At 39.3% G+C, this 17,907-nt stretch carries 11 protein-coding genes; 8 read left to right on the forward strand and 3 right to left on the reverse strand.

The window, feature by feature from the left end; all coding sequences use genetic code 11:
* The first annotated feature begins 34 nt into the window (after positions 1-34).
* From ACYVHJ_RS07785 to ACYVHJ_RS07815, 7 genes are all read left to right on the forward strand, one after another.
* Positions 35-1,177 carry a serine hydrolase domain-containing protein gene (locus ACYVHJ_RS07785; RefSeq protein WP_460513807.1) on the forward strand — a complete coding sequence of 381 codons (1,143 nt, stop codon included), beginning with the start codon at positions 35-37 and terminating at the stop codon, positions 1,175-1,177.
* A gap of 47 nt (positions 1,178-1,224) precedes the next feature.
* Complete coding sequence (locus ACYVHJ_RS07790) at positions 1,225-1,938, forward strand: CPBP family intramembrane glutamic endopeptidase (protein WP_460513809.1); 714 nt, start codon at positions 1,225-1,227, stop codon at positions 1,936-1,938.
* Positions 1,939-2,107: 169 nt separating this feature from the next.
* Positions 2,108-2,758, forward strand: coding sequence for a hypothetical protein (locus ACYVHJ_RS07795; RefSeq protein ID WP_339902451.1), 651 nt, complete (start codon positions 2,108-2,110; stop codon positions 2,756-2,758).
* Positions 2,759-2,932: 174 nt separating this feature from the next.
* Positions 2,933-3,055 carry a hypothetical protein gene (locus ACYVHJ_RS07800; RefSeq protein ID WP_460513811.1) on the forward strand — a complete coding sequence of 41 codons (123 nt, stop codon included), beginning with the start codon at positions 2,933-2,935 and terminating at the stop codon, positions 3,053-3,055.
* A gap of 437 nt (positions 3,056-3,492) precedes the next feature.
* Positions 3,493-4,815 carry a purple acid phosphatase family protein gene (locus ACYVHJ_RS07805; protein WP_460513813.1) on the forward strand — a complete coding sequence of 441 codons (1,323 nt, stop codon included), beginning with the start codon at positions 3,493-3,495 and terminating at the stop codon, positions 4,813-4,815.
* Between the two features lie 1,183 nt (positions 4,816-5,998).
* Positions 5,999-7,414: a sensor histidine kinase gene (locus tag ACYVHJ_RS07810; RefSeq protein WP_460513815.1), complete on the forward strand. Its 1,416-nt coding sequence runs from the start codon at positions 5,999-6,001 to the stop codon at positions 7,412-7,414.
* A 43-nt stretch (positions 7,415-7,457) separates the two neighbouring features.
* Positions 7,458-8,117 (forward strand): LytR/AlgR family response regulator transcription factor, encoded by a 660-nt coding sequence (locus ACYVHJ_RS07815; RefSeq protein ID WP_460513817.1) that lies wholly within the window; start codon positions 7,458-7,460, stop codon positions 8,115-8,117.
* 640 nt (positions 8,118-8,757) lie between these two features.
* Here the strand turns inward: ACYVHJ_RS07815 and ACYVHJ_RS07820 are convergent.
* The gene (locus tag ACYVHJ_RS07820) at positions 8,758-11,949 is read right to left on the reverse strand and encodes a PVC-type heme-binding CxxCH protein (RefSeq protein WP_460513819.1); all 3,192 of its coding nucleotides are present in this window, start codon (positions 11,947-11,949) and stop codon (positions 8,758-8,760) included.
* Between the two features lie 286 nt (positions 11,950-12,235).
* Between ACYVHJ_RS07820 and ACYVHJ_RS07825 the strand changes: the two genes are divergently transcribed.
* Entirely contained in the window at positions 12,236-13,696 is a 1,461-nt protein-coding gene (locus tag ACYVHJ_RS07825) for an SLC13 family permease (RefSeq protein WP_460513821.1), read from the forward strand.
* 341 nt (positions 13,697-14,037) lie between these two features.
* Here ACYVHJ_RS07825 and ACYVHJ_RS07830 read toward each other — a convergent pair whose 3' ends face one another.
* Positions 14,038-15,249 (reverse strand): tetratricopeptide repeat protein, encoded by a 1,212-nt coding sequence (locus tag ACYVHJ_RS07830; RefSeq protein WP_460513823.1) that lies wholly within the window; start codon positions 15,247-15,249, stop codon positions 14,038-14,040.
* A gap of 33 nt (positions 15,250-15,282) precedes the next feature.
* Positions 15,283-17,835 (reverse strand): DNA gyrase subunit A, encoded by a 2,553-nt coding sequence (gyrA, locus tag ACYVHJ_RS07835; protein WP_460513825.1) that lies wholly within the window; start codon positions 17,833-17,835, stop codon positions 15,283-15,285.
* Positions 17,836-17,907 lie beyond the last annotated feature (72 nt).

The raw sequence follows: 17,907 nt of genomic DNA on the forward strand, positions 1-17,907 counted from the left end.
AAAAGACCTTTGTCGCGTACAAAATCAAAAGAAAATGAAAAAGTTAGCGACATTACTTATTTGCATGACAAGTACCATTGCCTTGCTTGCACAAGAAAATCAGGACAAGGTAATTCAAAGGATTGATCGATTATTGGAAAAGGAATTGAAAAAGGAAAATGTACACAATGTATTCCTGTCCCTTTATTCTCCCTCCGATAATTTCGAATGGCATGTGGCCAAAGGAGCATTCAAGGATGGGAGGGAAGTGAGCACCCAAAACCCATTTTATACTGCCAGCATAGGAAAGACCTTTACGGCAACTGCTATTGGGATGCTGGTGGATCAAGGGAAAATCAATTTCGAAGATCCAATAGCGAAATATTTATCTCCTGAGCTAATGGATGGATTGCATATTCTCGATGGGGTGGATTATGGGGATTCGATCAGGGTTTCACATCTATTGCAGCATACCTCCGGAATTCCCGATTATCTTGAGGAACCCATAGACGGTTCACCGGGGATGCTTGATTTAATAGTAACCGAACCCAACCGATTCTGGGAACCGGAAGAATTAATTGCCTTTTCAAAGGATCATTTCAAACCTACTTTTGCTCCGGGCACTGACTATTATTACACCGATACGGAATATGTTTTATTGGGTTTGATCATTGAAAACATTGGTGAAATGGAGCTTCACGATTTTTTCCTTAAGCATATTTTTACACCTCTTAAGATGGATCATACCTACCTCAACTTAAGGTCTAAACCCATTCAACCTACCGCTCAGATGGCTGAAATGTATGCCGGCACACACGAAATTAGCACGATTAAAAGTTTAAGTGCAGATTGGGCCGGTGGTGCCATTGTTTCTACAAGTAATGATTTGATCCGTTTTCAAATCGCCCTAAGGGAAGGAGATTTGCTCTCGGCCGAAACCTTTAAAGAGATGCAAAAGTGGGTCAAGGAAACCAAAGGCATGTCCTATGGCTATGGTTTACGGAAAATCTCTTTTAAACAACTCTTTCCCATCTTACCCAATTGGGAAGTCATCGGGCACTCAGGAATGAATGGTACTTCGATGTATTATTGTCCGGATCTGGATATGTATTTGGTGGGTACACTCAATCAATTGGAGGCATCAAAGGATGCGGTAATGTTGATGGTAAAAGTTTTAATGGAATGCAAAAAGCGCTAACACCCTCAATACCTAAGGACTATTCGTGAAATTAACACCTAAGATCTATGAAATCCGCAAAAAACTATTGGTTATTGCTTCAAACCATCTTGGCCACTATGGCCTTACCAAGCATTGCTTTTCATCTTCGAGGGATTAAATTATCGGAACAATTTTCCCCGATTATCAACCAGCAGCTAAGCTATCAATTGGTGACACTGCTGTTAGCTGCGGTGATGCTGATGGTCTTTAGCTACTCAAGGAAAGAGGTATTCAAAACCTATTTCCAAAAGGGAGATTCAAATAGAAGATTCCTACCGGCCCCTTATCTAGGAATCAAACCAAAGCCAAATGAAACCTGGAAAAAAGCTGGCATTGAATGGGCCCTTATTATTTCCTTGGTAACTGGGATTGTGATTTATTTGCAGCTTTTCGGGGAGGAGTCAAAGCCCTCACTAGCAAAATTAGCAGAAGTACTTCCTTTGGCCGTATTGGTAGCCTTGGTGAATTCATTTGTGGAAGAAAGCATCTGTAGAATTGGGGTAATTGTCGCCTTAAAAGGAGTCTACGATGATGAAAAAATCGCCATTGTCTCAGGATTGCTATTTGGTTCGGTGCACTATTTTGGAACCCCTGGAGGTTTTACAGGAGCCATTGTCTCGGGATTTCTAGGTTGGTTTTTGGCCAAGTCCATACTTGAAACCAAAGGCATATTTTGGGCCTGGCTAATCCATTTTTTACAGGATATCATCATAATCACGGCATTGTTTGCCATTGGATAGGGTCCGGATCAAAACAAAATTTGAAAAGTACTGAAATACACCAAAGGGTCCAGAATTTCATATCAGGACGATTGACCTTGTATTCTTTCTCAAATTTGAACTGTCAATTGGAACAAATGTCCACTGATAATCACAAAGAAACTTATTTAATAAATTAAACATCTTAATCATGAAAAAGTTACTTATTCTCGTTTTCTGTTTTCAAATTTTTTCCGGCTTTGCTCAAACCAACAATGAGAAAGCCATCGGTTCCGCTGTAAAGTATAAATATCGAGTTAGTCTTCCTGGAATTATTTTACCTCAATTGGTGCAGGATTCCTGGACCGATCAAACCCATACGCAGCATATAGAACTTCATGTAAAACGCAACTTAGACAACAAAAACATCATTGGCCTTAAACTCGCTAGCTGGAGATTATTTCAACCCATGGGCATATTGTGGTGGGACGGGCTTTTGGACAAGGTAGATTCCGGAAGCGAATTTTATCCAGGACATGTACGGGAAACCGGCATAGGCTTTAGCTATCAGCGCATGTTATGGAAAGGACTGTTTGCCACGGTAGAAGTATTGCCTCAGTTCAAAACCTATCTGGATGAGAACAATGAAAAAATTGACAATGGCTTTAAGCTGTACAATTCCTTTCACCTTGGCTACCATATTGGATTTGGTAAAAGCAAACGTTTCTTTATAGAACCTCAGGTTCATTCTCAGTTTTGGGTATTGGACACCAATACACCGGAAGATTTTAAAGCCCTGGATGATAAATGGAGAAATTATTTCCTCTTTGAACCCAATATCTACATAGGCATGAAATTTTAGATCCAGAGGCTTATAAAGACCTAACAGATTAATCTTAACCGATAAAGTACAATCCATCCATAAATAAAACAGAAATACCATGACAACAGACAGAAATATACAAATCGGAACAACAAAGGAGTAGCCATAGGAACCGCTATCGGTATCGCCATAGGTTTAAGCATAGGCATCACCATGCTTGGCTTCCTAAAAGTAGACATGAACAGCCAACTTACATTCTGGATCAGCACAGGAATGGCTGTGGGCGGGGGAATCAGCCTAGTAAAACATGTTTTAAAAAGAGCAGGCAATACTTGATAATCACCCAATGAACCTTTGAAAGCTGCGCAAGGATTTTAGCATTAATAATTCTTGCGTGGCTGTTTTAATTTTTTGGACTATGTATGAGTCCAGAAACTTCAAGATCTTAATTGAGGAAAAAAAGTTTGGTTAATTGAACCCTTGATTTGCTTAATCATAACATCTAACGTCCTATAACTGATTTCATGTTAATCATCCGCTATTCGTCTGATCACAAATCACTATATATGTTATATAATTTATATTATGTTAAATAGAATAAATTTAGACCTACTCATCTGTCTCCTCGCTTCCAAGATAAGCTAGGCTTGCCAATAAAATATGGGATCCTTTCTATTAGCTACTGGATTAATTCATCAGCCTTAACAATCCCTTAATTATTGTCAATAGACCATTTTTAGATTTTGGGGTATATTTGGTAAAACAAATTCACAATGACCAAAGCGATGAACAGATTCCTAAGGCTTCAACTCCTTACACCAATTCTATTTTTTTTATTTGCCCTGCAGGCATCGGCACAAACTTCACCGGTCGGTTTATTCCTCACATGGCAAAATGACCCTACCAGCACCATGACCATCGACTGGCATACAAAGGCTGAGGATCAGGCGATTGATTTGTTGCATTTCAGGGAAAAAGGAACCGGTAGCTGGACATCCCTTACTTCCCTTGCTTTTGATTTTCCCTTTTCGGATCGTAAAATCCACCGTTTAGAACTGACAGGTTTAAAACCTGATGTAAACTATGAATTTCGTGTAGGAGAATTTAGTAGGGTTTTCTATTTCCGAACCATGCCCAAGACCAATGACCGCCCTATCCGATTTGCTGCAGGTGGAGATACCTCCCAGGGAGAAATGTTTAGAAAAATGAATCAAGCTGCCATGCATTATAATCCGGATTTTATTGTTTGGGGTGGCGATCTGGCCTATGCCAATGGTAAAAAGGAAAATATAGCCGCCTGGTACCAGTGGTTTGAAGGTATTATGCGTGACTTGGTTACTGAAGATGGCCGCGTGGTACCACTGGTTGTTGGCATAGGGAACCATGATGTGATCAATCACCATTACCCTGCTTCAGAAAGCAATATCAACAAAGGCATAGGCATGCCGGCATTTATAGCTAAGGTAAAACGTGGAGAAATGGAAGAGCCTACCGATGAAATGCGACTTGAAAAAGCACCATTTTTCTACAGACTATTTGCCTTCCCCGGCCAGCCTGGTTATGGAGTGATTGACTTTGGCAATTACCTAAGCTTATTTATACTGGACAGCTCTCATAGCAACCTTATTAGTGGAAGTCAAACAAATTGGCTTCAAGAACGCTTGGAAGAAAGAAAAGACATCGCCAATATCATACCGGTTTACCACAAGCCTGCCTACCCTTCCGGCCGTGTTCAGCCCGGGGGAAACCGCAACCAATTTTGGTCTCAAGAAGTCCATACACATTGGGTGCCCTTATTTGAGGAATATGGGGTACGTGTAGCCCTAGAAAATGATGACCATACTTACAAACGAAGCTATCCCCTGCTCCGGGATAATATCGATCCTAGAGGCATTGTGTACCTAGGTGATGGTTCTTGGGGCGTGGAAAAAAAGAAGCCCAAAAGTCCGGAGGAAGTTTGGTACCTCAGGAAATCTGCTGAAGAAAATTCCGCCATTATCGCTACACTTCAGGGCAGTCACCAACATTTCCTAATGATCAATGAAAATGGAAAGATCATTGATGAATATCCGGAAACAATAAAAGTAAATCCCTAAAACAAATGCTGAAAACTAAAGAAATAACTATATCTCTTAATCCCTAGGTTCTAATACAGTTATTGGCTTCGACTCCACTCAGCCCCCGGAATAGCATTCTTCTACTGATTAGGTGATTCTTTTGGGTTTGCTTTCCTACTATTTTACTGTCGGGCTTCGATTTTGGTATTACCAAACCTAAACGAAGAAGCCTGAAGGGCTGAAACTATAATAGCCACGGGTGAAGTCCGTGGTAATGGAAAGCTATACGATCTTGATTTTGGCGGCATTGTCGCGCTTTTTCTGCAACAATGCTGACAAAATCATATTTACTTATACGATTTCGACGTTGCAAAGAATTTCGGTTTTTCCAACAAATCCCCTCCCGATTAAAGTCGGGACAGGCTTAACCCCCTTTCGCTAAGGGGGAGTCGCTGGCTATTGAATTTGGAGCGGCTTTTAGGGTCGTGTTATTTTTTAGTAATTTAAGCATCTGATTAGAAGATTCTTTTGGGTTTGCCTTACTTCTATTTTATTGTCGGGCTTCGGTTTTGGTATTCCCATACCTAAAATGTAGAAGCCTGAAGGGCTGAAACTATTATAGCCACGGGTGAAACCCGTGGTAATGGAAAGCTATACGTTCTTGATTTTGGCGGCATTGTTGCCCTTTTTCAGCAACAATGCTGACAAAATCATATTGACGAAAGCGCATTAAGGGATTAAACGATGGATTTAAAACTTACATGATTCGTCAAATAATTTCGGTTTTTCCAACAAATCCCCTCCCGGTTAAAGTCAGAATAGGCTTAGTCACCTTAAAAGGGAGGATTTGATTCGTTTTTTATAATTGTTTACATTAACCTATGGCTTCGACAAGCTCAGCCGCCGGTATAGCGATTAGGAGCATTTCCATCCCTGAATCTCCCCATTTCGTCACATTTCTTTGATTAAAGCTTCTGAATGGAATATTCTTGTGTAAATATTAACAGCCATCTAAACCTGATATTACACGATCCGGATGTTTTCAATGAAGAATCGCTATGACCAAAACCAACAAAAAATGTTTTATACTATTGATTATTGCAGGCTTGCTGTACAATATCTACCTGGCTTATGCTGCCCATAAATATTCCAATCAAATAAACCCACTCAGAACCGAATGCAAAATATTCGGTTTAAATTTTAATTTATAAATTGAACAAATATGAAAAATAAACCTTTGGCATTTCGGCAAATCGAATGGTGGATCGTTACCCTGGTCTTTCTGATAATTGTTTTGGTCAATATACTCAGTGCAGGTAATGGGGGTTATCTTTTGATTAATGATGGTTTAATTAGCTATTTCGCCAAAATTATTATTCCGCTACTATTATTTCTAGTCTTTTTCCTGTTTCATAAGGTACTGATACCTAATTACCTAAAGAATAAAAAAATGGCACGCTTGATTATACTAAGCGTTTTAATTGCCATTTTCTCCTACATCATCATTACTTTATTTTCTGATGGAGCAAATATTACTGAAGCTCCTTTTACGGCCTACTATTTTAAAATAATGGCCATTTATTTAGGCTATTTGGTTTGGGTGATCTTTTTGAAGCAAGTGTTGACCCCTCCAAAAATGAAGGATTTTCAACCCTACAATTCAATTCGCCTAGGTAGTATTTTGTTTTTTCTGACATTATTCCTTCTCCAGGTTAATGAGCTTGTGCATAGGGGGATCGCCCTTGTATTGGCCTTTGCACTACCAACAATTGTTTTGATATTGGTTTATAATTATTTCCTTATTTATAAAAAACGACAGGCGGGAAAAAGAAAGGCTGCCAACTGGTTTAATATTACTTTATTATTCATCCTCCCAGGTACATTTATTTTTATTGGCTTAGTTGAACAGGAAGAAATTCCACTTTTAATTGGTCTGGGCATCGGTTTATTGATCCAACTGGTTATTATCCCCCTCTCCAATCTTGCTTTTGAAAAGTATTTTGGGTTGGTAGGTCAAATTAAAAACCTAAGCCATAAAGTAAATGTGGGCTCGGCCAATTTAAGCTTTCTTAAATCGCAAATCAATCCCCATTTCTTGTTCAATGCATTGAATACACTTTACGGTACTGCATTGATGGAAAACGCTGAGAGAACTGCAGATGGGGTTCAAAAACTTGGAGACATGATGCGCTTTATGATTCATGAAAACCAACAAGATAAAATCCCCCTAAAAAGAGAAATTGAGTATGTTAAAAACTACTTGGACCTTCAAATGCTACGTTTTGAGAATGAAGAGAACCTCTCGGTTGATTTTAAATTACCAACAGCTGAATGTGATGGGAATATAGCTCCCATGTTGCTGATACCTTTTGTAGAAAATGCATTCAAGCATGGCATTAGCACCAAAAACAAGTCTTGGATAAGGATCAACCTACGCTGTATGCAAGGAACGGTACACCTGGATTTGGTCAATAGTATCCATCCAAAAAAAGTGACGGATGATCCCAAAGATGAATCCGGGATAGGATTGGAAAATGTAAGAAAGCGACTGCAACACTATTATTCCGGAAAGTATAGTCTTTCCACCATTTCCAATGAAAGTGAATTTTTCGTACATTTCTCCTTACAACTAGATTGATTTAACCTGAAGACCTTCTATTACCTAGTACAAATTTAACTTTATGTTAAAAGCAATAGCAATTGATGATGAGCGAATGGCTTTGGAGGTAATCAAATCCCACGCCTCCAAAGTTCCTTTCATAAGTCTGGAAGCCGTTTTTTCTGATGGCATTCAGGGACTAGAATACCAAAGCCAACAACCGGTAGACCTTATTTTCCTGGACATCAATATGCCTGATATTTCAGGAATCGACCTGATGGCCATGCTTCCTGAATCCACCATGGTTATCTTTACCACCGCCTATTCAGAATACGCTGTAAAAGGCTTTGAACTCAATGCACTGGATTACCTTTTAAAGCCATTTCCCCTAAGTCGCTTTTTAAAAGCCTGTCAAAAAGCAAGAGATTGGAAAGCTTTGCAACCTTCAGAAGAACCTGAGTTTGTATTTATCAAGACTACAGACAGCCAACAAAGGGTGAATTTTTATGAGCTATTGTTCTGTGAAGCCTCAGGAAATTACGTTAGCCTGCAATTGAAAAATGAAAAGATAATGAGTAGGATGACTTTTAAAGAATTGGAAAAGCTACTTCCCTCCTATTTTATCCGTACCCATAGGTCCTTTATGGTCAATAAAAATAGGATTAATAAAATAGAACGACACCAAGTACAAGTAGATGAGCATTTTATTCCGGTAAGTATGTCTTATACTGATTTTATTTAGCAGACATAAGGGTTTCGAGAATTTACATTTTAATTACAGAATAAATTCACTATATTAATAGTAGATACCATATTTACGAAACGAACACTTGTATTTGGTTGGCTAGAATATGAAAGAGTTATGAAAAACAATTTAATATACCATCTAGTGGCTAATGCTACGTTCGTATTAATACTGTACCCCTGGTTAGAAGGATATATATCTACCGGTCAATTTGTTATCGCTGCTTTTATTTATTCTTTCATTTATCATCCTATTGTTGATTATTACCGACTTAGAGCTTTAGGTAAAATAAGAGAAAAGGATTTTAGTAAGATGTGGAAATGGGGCACATTATACAGATTTAAATATTACTATCAATTAATGTTTGGAAAGTAGGTAAGCATTATTTTCTTCAGGAAATTCTCTTTGATAGCATCCCTATAGTGAAACGGAAAAGCCATCCAACTGACTATTTTTTTTTAATTCACCAAGCGCAGCAAGCCAAAATAATTTTATCCGCCGGACCTTGAGCCTGTTGATGTTTAGACTAAGAAAGGAAATAAAAAAGCCAGTTCAAACAATGAACTGGCTTTTAAAATTTATTTAATTTGGAGTAATATCTGGCTCTTATAATTCCAAATCTATCTTCAAATTATTTCTATTCTTCCATTGGGTGCTCTTGCAATAGCTCGGTAGGAGAATAGAATCCTGTTTTGTCTTTGGTGGCGGCCCTTACGGCCTTCACCTTATCCGGACTTACTGCCGAGGATTCATTGCCAAAGCTATTTCTTACATAGGTGATCACTGCTGCAACTTCCTTGTCGTTAAGCATACCGGCATATGGGGTCATGGGTACCTGACCGGGATATTCCTTGCCCAATACTTCAATTGGTCCCATCAATCCATTCAAGACAATCTTAATAAACCTTTCTTCATCTCCATTTACCCATTTGGTCCCGGCCAATGGTGGGAATCCTGAAGCACTCAAACCTTTGCCATCAGGTTGGTGACAAGTAATGCAAAAACCTTCTTTGCTGTAAATGGTTTTACCCATTTGGAAAAGCGTAAGTTCTTCACCTTTCAACCTTGAATTGGTTGCCTTGGCTTCCTCAGATGCTTGTTGGAATACCACAGATCCATCCGGGTTGATTACCAAATTTTTGACCGACATATCATTCAGGTGTGCCAAAGAAGTCTCAAATGGTTTTTGCATCCAATCATCCATTGGGTTTTCATTGGCTATTTCCAAAATGGCCAATCCATCTTCTTTGTCTAGCCAGGAAGCAGCTACTATGGCTTCCAGTCTAACACGTCCATGAGGATCAGCGGCAGCCTTTTTAAGTAAGTCTACCTGGTCAGCTACTTGATGACCGGTATAGCGTAGAATTCTAGCGACTGCCGCTCTTACTCGATGGTCTTCAGAATCCATTAATTTTTTCAACAAGTCCTGATCTATAGCATTTAGCCCCCAGCTAACCCATAAGCCTTCCAATAAATGATGTTCATACCTGGGTTCGTTTTCATCTAAGTTGGCAATCCATGTTTTCATTTTAGACAAAACCTCTTCGGTATCTCTACCTCTTAGCTCTATTCTCGTGGCATATCTGGCCCTAAACTCAGGCAATTTCAAATTGTCCAATAAAGTTTCAATGGATGCACCATCAATAGTTGGAGGAGTCACCAAAGGCCTTGATGGATAAGTGATTCTATAAATCCTTCCATGTACATGGTCTCTCAATGGATCCCTAGCATTGTGCTGCATGTGGCCTACCAATATATTGTGCCAGTCTACGAAGTATAGGGAACCATCCGGAGCAAATTCCATATCAACCGGCCTGAAATTCCCATCGCTACTTTTGATAAGGTCCACCCTGTGTTCACTGTCATATCCTGTGCCGTCTTCCACCATTCGGTGCATTTTCATACCCAAAAATCCGATGGTATTGTTGATCAACAAGTCTCCCTGAACTTCTTCAGGAAAATGTCTACTGGATACAAATTCCAATCCTGAGGTTGGTCTTACCCTGTGAGCATCTTCGATCAAGTTTGGCCCTTTGTGATTTCCTTCACCGTAACGTGACTTCACTGATCCCGGCATCATCCATCGAACATCAGGTCCGGAAGTCTCGGCAAAGAAATTCTGTCCCCAATCATCAAAAGCAATTCCCCAAGGGTTTGGAATAGGAAGTTGTGCTGTTCTTTCCAATCTTCTTCTAGCTGGATTGTACCGGTAAAAACCGCCATTGGTAGCCCTAACAGGGCCATATGGTGTTTCTACATCTGTATGCAGGAAAACCCCTTCGCCCATATATATGGCTCCTGAAGGATCTGTTACAAAGGCAGAAATATTGTGGTGGGTATCATGATCGTCAAATCCACTTAATAGAATTTCTCTTTTTTCCGCATAATCATCACCATCTTCATCTTTTAGGATGATAAAATTAGTGCCTTGAGAGAGGTAAACCCCTTCGGGAGCAATCTCCATTCCTATAGGTAAATGCAAACTGTCAGCAAAAACGGTTTGTTTGTCTGCTTTCCCATCCTTATCTGTATCTTCTAAAATTAAGATCTTGTCATTTGGTTTAGGATCTCCCGGTTTGTAATGCGGATAACTTGGCATTACAGACACCCACAATCTACCTTTGGTATCAAAGGTCATTTGAACAGGATTGGCCAAATCCGGAAATTCTTTTTCAGAAGCAAATAATTCTACCTTATAACCTTCTGCTACGGTAAATTTATCCAAAGCGTCCTGTCCATAAAGGTATTCTAAGTTTCCATTTTTTTCAGGATTATAGTTGGTTTCAACCTCAGGAAGCTCTATGGTACTTTCATCTGCTTTGGCCAGGTCAAATTGCTCGCCTTGATTGGCTTTCCAAATGGCTTGGTCTCTATTTTCCGTCATTTGACGGATTTTTTTCAATTCATAGGGATAATTGTCCGGGCCAAAGGGATTGTACCTTCTACCAAAAACATGGACCCCGTTTGGAATCTTATAATCATTTTGCCACATCCAGTTCTTTTCTTTTACTGCGGCATGAATGGCTGCTCTATTATCTTCCGCTACCGCCTTGTCTGAACCGAATACTTTATCAGTTAAAAAAGCTGAAAACTTTTTATATCCTTCTTCTGTCAACTGAAAACCATCTATAGTGAGGTATTCATCTGCAGAAGAAAACCAGGAAGAAGAAGGTGAATAAGCATCCACAAACAAGACCTGATTTCTGTCTGCAACTTCCTTCATTGCATCCGTATACATTTTCAGATTCTTGTTTTCTTTTTCTCCATTTGGCAAATCAAAATCACCACTTAGGTCTTCGAAAGCGATTGGAGACACCAAAGCAAGCTGAGGTGGAGCTTCACCGTTGTAAACAGTGTTTTTTGTATGATTAATAAAGGCTTCCAATTCTTTTTTATACATTTCTAAACCCTCTTCACCTTCAAAGGACTCATTGTAGCCAAAGAAGGCAATGATGATGTCTGCTTCATGCCGCTTGATCCATTCATCAGGTGTTTCAAAATGACCTTCACTGCCTGATTTAGTAGCCAATTCGTCCTGAAATTCTTCAGCCCCGGGGAAAGCCCAGGGGGAAACTCTCCCCGCATGGGGTCTAAAACCCGGCGTATCGCCTCCATCACTCATATTCCTTATGTACAATAAAGAATCCGGATAACGAACATGCATTTCTGTTTCAAAATGACCATAGTTCATCATTCTTGATCCCAGGTTATTACCAATCAGGATGATATGATCTCCCTTATTTAAGGTGAGCTTGGGCCCATCTTGGCCACATTGGAAGGCAAAAAATGATAGAATGCCTATTAAAATTAAACTTGTAATTCGCTTCATAAATTTGGGCTTGAATCTGACCATAAGTTTTTTTCTTTCACTAAGCGCAAGCAAAAGAAGTTTATTGATTTTGCTTTTGAATGACCTCAATATTAGTGAATTTTTTCATTTATTTTTAATAATAATACATAAACCTCCTTAATCTGCTGTAAAACAATTGAGATCATTTATAAAAGGAATTGCAAAGCTAGAAAATTTGGTCTCCAATTAAATTGACCGACCATTACTATAAAGAATGCTTTCGATTTTAATCAATTTTAGGTAATCTTAGGTTTTAATCAATTGTATGCAAACTCAAAAAATCGGGTTGTTCCTAGGGCCCATTGTTTTTCTAGGTATATATTTTGGTATTGCGCCTGAAGGACTGTCGGCGGAAGGTGTTTCATTACTTGCTATTACATTTTGGATTGCCATTTGGTGGATTACAGAAGCCATTCCAATAGCCGCCACCGCACTACTCCCCTTGGTGGTCTTTCCCCTTACAGGGGTTATGGAGCTAAAACCTACCTCCATCCCCTATTCCGACCCTATGGTTTTGCTATATATGGGAGGCTTTATGATTGCGGTGAGCATTGAAAAATGGAATCTTCACAAAAGAATCGCACTGAAAATCATCTCTTATTTGGGTACAGATTTAAAAAGAATAGTACTGGGATTTATGGTGGCCACAGCTTTCCTTTCCATGTGGATTTCCAATACAGCCACTTCCCTAATGATGCTTCCCATTGCCATAGCTGTAGTGGTGCAAATGTCTCAGTCCAATAAAGGAACAGAAAACGCTTTTGGTCAATCCTTAATGCTAGGAATTGCATATAGTGCATCAATTGGCGGCATTGCCACCATTATAGGTACACCCACCAATATCATTTTAACCGGCGTGGTGAAAAGTACCTATGGGATAGAGATCAGCTTTGCCCAATGGATGCTCATTGGTTTACCTTTAGCCAGTTCTCTCTTATTTGTATGCTGGTATTATTTGGTGAATTATGCTTTTAAATTTCCTAAAAGTCTTCAACTGGAAGGTGGTAAAGAAGAGATCAACCGTCAGTTGCAGGAACTAGGTCCCATTAGCTTGCAAGAACGGAGGGTGCTTTATGTGTTTATTATGGTGAGTTGCTGCTGGATGTTTAGAAGTTTTATTTTGCAAACCTATATTCCGGTATTGAACGATACCATAATCGCCATCTTCGGTGTATTGTTACTTTTTGTAATTCCTGCCGGAAATGAAAAAAATGAGCGCTTATTGGATTGGAAGGTGGCTGAGAAGATTCCTTGGGGTATTTTAATCTTATTTGGCGGTGGATTATCGCTGGCCAAAGCCTTTCAAGAAACCGGTTTAGCCAATTGGATTGGAGAACAATTTGTATTGCTTAATAATGTTCCTTTTTGGTTGTTTTTGCTGATCATTATTGCAGCGGTTAACTTTCTTACGGAAATCACTTCCAATGTAGCTACAGCATCCATGCTTTTACCCATTCTATCTGCCGTTGCTTTGGCCATGGGTGTTCATCCATATGCATTGATGATTGGGGCAACCATGGCCGCCTCCTGTGCTTTTATGTTACCTGTAGCCACGCCTCCCAATGCAGTAGTTTTTGGATCAGGTTACTTAACCATACCGGTAATGATGCGGACTGGTTTATTTCTAAATCTACTTTCAATAGTCTTAATTCTAATCTTGGCTTTGTTTTACTTGCCTTGGATATGGGAACTCAATCTTCACGAATATCCTTCGGAGTGGAAGTAAGGATTACTGAGAGAGTCTAAATCTCCGTCATTCCTAAACAATTGAAAACCAATACATTTAATTGAATTTACATAAATTTAAATAATAGTCAATTAGATTGAACACAGGTCAGGAACTTTAGACTATAAGAGAGATAATTTAAGACTTTAATAAATTTAAGGTATGCTTTTCAAAAACCATAAAGACAAAAATTTATTCGATATAAATTACTTGAAGTCAGGTTATCTTAGGGTTACCCAATAGCCATTAAGGAGTTTTGAAGCTAAGCCTTATCATAAAAAAACCATTAAAAAAGGCCCGAACAATATGCCCGGGCCTTTCAAATTATATACCTTCAAATATTATCTTTCTAACCAGTTTTCTCCCAGCTTGTCGGAAAGCATTTGGTTATATTCTTCAGCTTTTGCTTCATTTTTCAACCTTGTATGGATTTGGAATAAAATTTCCATAATATCTGTATTGTCAGGTTTCAATTCAGAAGCTTTAGTGAAATAAGGCAATGCTTCTAAATACAGTCCGTCAGCTTCTTTAAGCATTGTTTCAGATTTAGCTTCCCACTCATCATCAGAAAGGTTATTTACTTCTGTAATGATATTTCGGGCTTTGTCCAAGTAGATGGCACCGGCATAATAGTTTCCTTCGAAGAATTCAGGATCAGCTTCAACTGTCTTTTTGTATTCTTCCAAAGCGCCTTCCATGTCACCTGATTTTTCTTTCAAGTAACCATATCTCAACCTAATGGCAGGATTATTAGGATCATTTACCAATGCTTTCTCAATAGAAGTCATTGCTTCATCCATTTTGTCCAATTGTAATAACAACTGAATTTCAAACTCTGCCAACCCTTTATCGTCAGGATACTCTTCTCTTGCTTCCGTTACCACACGGTAAGCTTCTTCAGGATCATTGTCTTCAGCACTTGCGATTTGGATCAGAAAGTAATAGGCATTGAGTTTATTGTATTCAGGAACATCCAATAATTCCGTAAAATATTTTTTTGCAGCTTCGGTATTGCCAATCATATTGGCAGTATAGCCTGCATTGAATACGATAGAAGTATCATTTGGATCCAAGTCAGCCGCCAAGGCGAAAAACTCATGGGATAGTTCCATGTCTTCTTCTTCATATTTGGCTATGGCCTTGTTGAAAGAAGCATTTTTCAAACGATAAATACCTTCTCCTTGAAAATTAGCAGGCATATCCGGTAAAACCTCCTTGAACAAATCTTTACTTACTTTGCTTGTGGAGTCATTGTTTTCCATTTCGAAAGTTTTAACAAAACTTTCTTGCGCTTCTCTCCCCATATCCACGGTGCTTTGAGTATTGGAAGAATCTGCTTCAAACATTTTTGTTTCTATTTTACCTTTGATAAAATAGGTATCTGATTGAGCTCCTGTTTCCTCATCAGCAGTGGCCGTTTTTATTTCGGTATATGCCTCTTCAAGATTTCCCTTTCTAAGGTTTTTTTCAGCAGATCTAACTACCTTCTTTTGGCCAAAGGCAACTGTCGAGGCGATGCCCACCACAGCCAACGATAAAATTAATTTTTTCATGTTACTAGTGCGGTTCTTTATTGGTTTCAATTATTATTCGTTATTAGGATTTTCTTCATTTCCCCCTGTCTGAGCACTTCCGGAATCATTGGTCTCGTCAGTTGCTTCACCATCCACAGCACCTTCAGGTTCTTTTGCTTCAATGTTTTCGATTTTCTCTACAGATGAAATTTCATCATTTTCATTCAATCGAATTAGTCTAACACCTTGGGTAGCTCTGCCCATCACTCTAATTCCTTCAGCAGGCGTCCTAATGGTAATACCTGAACGATTGATTATCATCAAATCATCGGTATCCACCACTTCTTTAATGGCTACCAAACCACCGGTTTTCTCAGTGATGTTCATGGCTTTCACACCTTTTCCACCCCTATTGGTAATTCTGTATTCAGACAAAAAGGAACGCTTTCCATATCCTTTCTCAGTTACAACTAAAAGCGTTGCATCTTCTCTTTGAACACAAACCATGCCAATTACATGGTTTTCCCCACCATCTAGATTGATGGCTTTTACACCGGTTGCCGTCCGTCCCATTGGTCTCACATTGGATTCATGGAAATGAACAGCTCTGCCTGAGCTTGAAGCAATCACAATATTGGAGTCACCATTGGTCAGTTCCACGTTTAGCAACTGATCATCTTCCCTGATATTCAAGGCAATGATTCCATTGGTCCTAGGTCTGGAGTATTGCTCAAGGGTGGTTTTTTTGATGATCCCTTTTTTGGTGACCATCACAATATTGTTATTGTTGATATAGTCTACGTCTCCAAGATCTTTAACCTGTATAATAGATCTAATTCTATCGGAGCTTTCTATATTGATAAGGTTCTGTATGGGGCGTCCTTTGGAGGTTTTACTACCTTCAGGAATGGCATAAGTTTTAAGCCAGAACAGCTTACCTTGATCAGTAAATATCAGCAAATAGTTATGCGTCAAGGCAGTAAATAAATAGACGGTGTAATCGTCTTCCTTGGTACTGACGCCTCTGGAGCCTACACCACCTCTGCTTTGAGATTTGTATTCTGTGAGAACAGTTCTTTTGATATACCCCTGATTGGAAACAGTGATCACTACTTCCTCATTTGGAATCATGTCCTCATAATTGAAGTCCTCAGCATTGTGTTCAATGGTAGTCCTTCTCTCGTCATTGTAACGGTTTTTAATCTCTTCCAGCTCATCTTTGATGATTTGCATTCTTCGGTCCTTATTGGCTAGAATATCTTTCAATTCTTCAATAAGCTTCATCAACTCATCGTATTCTTGCTGAATTTTGGCCCTTTCCATTCCGGTAAGGCGTTGTAACCTCATGTCCAAAATGGCACGTGCCTGTATTTCTGAAAGATCAAATTTTTCCATCAAACCATTTCTGGCTGTTTCCGGATCTCTTGAATCTCTGATCAACTGAATTACTTCATCAATATTGTCTAAGGCTACCAGGTAACCTTCCAATATATGTGCTCTTTTTTCAGCTTCTTTTAGTTCGTATTCCGTTCGTCTTACGACTACATCATGCCTATGTTCTACATAATGCAGGATAAGTTCTTTAAGGTTTAATGTGAATGGTCTCCCTTTGACCAAAGCCACATTGTTTACACTAAAGGACGTTTGCAGTTGGGTGTGCTTGTAAAGGTTGTTTAGCACCACATTGGGTACAGCGTCTTTTTTAAGCTCATAAACAATCCGCATTCCTTGTCTATCCGACTCGTCCCTTATGGCAGAAATTCCATCAATTTTCTTTTCATTGATAAGTTGAGCGGTTTTCTCAACCATGGATGCCTTATTGACCTGGTAAGGAATCTCATTGATAATGATCATTTCCTTTCCGGAAGACTTGGTCTCTATGGTGGCTTTGCCCCTTAAAATTACCCGACCTCTACCGGTTTCAAAAGCTGCCTTTACTCCATTATAGCCATAAATAATCCCTCCCGTAGGGAAATCGGGAGCAATAATATGCTCCATTAATTCCGGAATGGTGATGTCATTGTTGTCGATATAGGCATGAATTCCGTCTATGACCTCCCCTAGGTTATGAGGAGCCATATTGGTGGCCATTCCTACCGCAATCCCCGAAGCACCATTCAGCAATAAAGCCGGAATTTTTGCCGGAAGGACGATAGGTTCCTTTAAGGTATCGTCAAAGTTTAACTGAAAATCTACTGTTTCTTTGTTAATATCCGTAAGCAGTTCTTCAGCAATTCTCCTTAACCTTGCCTCGGTATACCTCATGGCTGCAGGATTATCACCATCAATTGATCCAAAGTTTCCCTGAGGATCTACCAATGGGTATCGCAACGACCATGTTTGGGCCATTCTAACCAAAGTTTCATAAACAGCTAAATCTCCATGTGGATGGTATTTACCCAATACCTCACCAACTATTCTTGCAGATTTTTTATAAGGCTTGTTGTGGGAAACCCCCAACTCCTGCATTCCATAAAGGATTCTGCGGTGTACAGGCTTTAATCCGTCCCTTACGTCCGGTAAAGCCCTGGAAACAATTACAGACATCGAATAATCGATGTAAGCACCACGCATTTCTTCCTCAATATTAATCGGGATGATGTTCTCGTTCTCTCCTTGAGCCATATTTAAATTTTCTCGCTAATAACCTGCAAGATAGCAAAAAGTAAAGGTTTAGAAAAATATTATATTTGATAC

The organism is Cyclobacterium sediminis (assembly GCF_054781075.1).

Bases quoted from the DNA above. Each gene is read 5' to 3' on its own strand.
- ACYVHJ_RS07825 (WP_460513821.1), top strand. From the start codon at position 12,236: ATGCAAACTCAAAAAATCGGGTTGTTCCTAGGGCCCATTGTTTTTCTA.
- ACYVHJ_RS07810 (WP_460513815.1), top strand. From the start codon at position 5,999: ATGAAAAATAAACCTTTGGCATTTCGGCAAATCGAATGGTGGATCGTT.
- ACYVHJ_RS07795 (WP_339902451.1), top strand. From the start codon at position 2,108: ATGAAAAAGTTACTTATTCTCGTTTTCTGTTTTCAAATTTTTTCCGGC.
- ACYVHJ_RS07815 (WP_460513817.1), top strand. From the start codon at position 7,458: ATGTTAAAAGCAATAGCAATTGATGATGAGCGAATGGCTTTGGAGGTA.
- ACYVHJ_RS07785 (WP_460513807.1), top strand. From the start codon at position 35: ATGAAAAAGTTAGCGACATTACTTATTTGCATGACAAGTACCATTGCC.
- ACYVHJ_RS07800 (WP_460513811.1), top strand. From the start codon at position 2,933: ATGCTTGGCTTCCTAAAAGTAGACATGAACAGCCAACTTACATTCTGG.
- ACYVHJ_RS07805 (WP_460513813.1), top strand. From the start codon at position 3,493: ATGACCAAAGCGATGAACAGATTCCTAAGGCTTCAACTCCTTACACCA.
- gyrA (WP_460513825.1), bottom strand. From the start codon at position 17,835: ATGGCTCAAGGAGAGAACGAGAACATCATCCCGATTAATATTGAGGAA.
- ACYVHJ_RS07830 (WP_460513823.1), bottom strand. From the start codon at position 15,249: ATGAAAAAATTAATTTTATCGTTGGCTGTGGTGGGCATCGCCTCGACA.
- ACYVHJ_RS07790 (WP_460513809.1), top strand. From the start codon at position 1,225: ATGAAATCCGCAAAAAACTATTGGTTATTGCTTCAAACCATCTTGGCC.
- ACYVHJ_RS07820 (WP_460513819.1), bottom strand. From the start codon at position 11,949: ATGAAGCGAATTACAAGTTTAATTTTAATAGGCATTCTATCATTTTTT.